Origin of the sequence: Methylobacterium sp. WL103, from assembly GCF_008039885.1 — a bacterium.
Lineage (GTDB): Bacteria > Pseudomonadota > Alphaproteobacteria > Rhizobiales > Beijerinckiaceae > Methylobacterium > Methylobacterium cerastii.
In genome coordinates this window covers 1-706 of sequence record NZ_VRUX01001143.1, presented here as the reverse complement: position 1 = coordinate 706, position 706 = coordinate 1, and the positions used below count along the sequence as shown (strand labels likewise).

General features: G+C 74.2%; 2 protein-coding genes. One reads left to right on the top strand and one right to left on the bottom strand.

From position 1 onward, the window contains the following. Positions 1 to 246 (bottom strand): hypothetical protein (locus tag FV222_RS30800; protein ID WP_210248526.1); only part of this gene is annotated, 246 nt, incomplete at its 3' end. A 60-nt stretch (positions 247 to 306) separates the two neighbouring features. Here FV222_RS30800 and FV222_RS30795 point away from each other — a divergent pair. Further along, positions 307 to 706, top strand: a 400-nt coding sequence (locus tag FV222_RS30795; protein WP_210248525.1) for a hypothetical protein, incomplete at its 3' end; no start/stop codon positions are given.

Here is a 706-nt window from a genome sequence, read left to right as displayed (position 1 = left end):
CCGCGGCACAGGGAAGGGCATCACCGCCGCGCCCGCGCCACGCGCATCCGCGTCGATCGCCTCGCGAACCTCGTCGTCTCCTGCGTAGCGGGCGCCGAGGGCGCGCGCGATCTCGCGGAAGGCCGCGTGCTCGGTCACCGACAGGGCGGCATCGGTGCCCTCCTGCGCCGCCACCGGGCGGTCGATGGGAAGGCTCGCCGCGACGGGTTCCGGCACCACACCGGAGAGGAGAGCGTTCGGTGCCACGCCGACGGCCTCGTGCCCCCGACCGGGGCCACGCGCGCCGGACCAGGGATCGCCAGCCGCATGGTCGTCGAGGTGTTCGGTCGCGACCGCGACCGGAGGCCATGCGGCGTTGCGGATGTCGGGGAGCACACGATCCGGCTCACCGGCGGCATTCGGGCGATCGGTATTCGCGTCGGACGGAAGATCGAAGTCCGGCACCTCGACGCTTGCGGTTTCAACCGGATCGGGATGCGTTTCTACCGGGGCGGCCGGCGGTATGGTCGCCACGGCCGGCGCGGTCACGGCGCGCACGACGCCGTACCCGCCCAGACCCGAGAACGCGTCGCCGCTGCGACCCAGGCAGGCGCCGGACAGGTCGAGGGCGAGCGTGCCGACGGTGCCGGCATCCAGAACCGCCGGCAGGGCGCGGAAGGTGTGCCGGGTCTCGACCGCGGCGAGGAACGCGTCGGCGTCGCGCAGC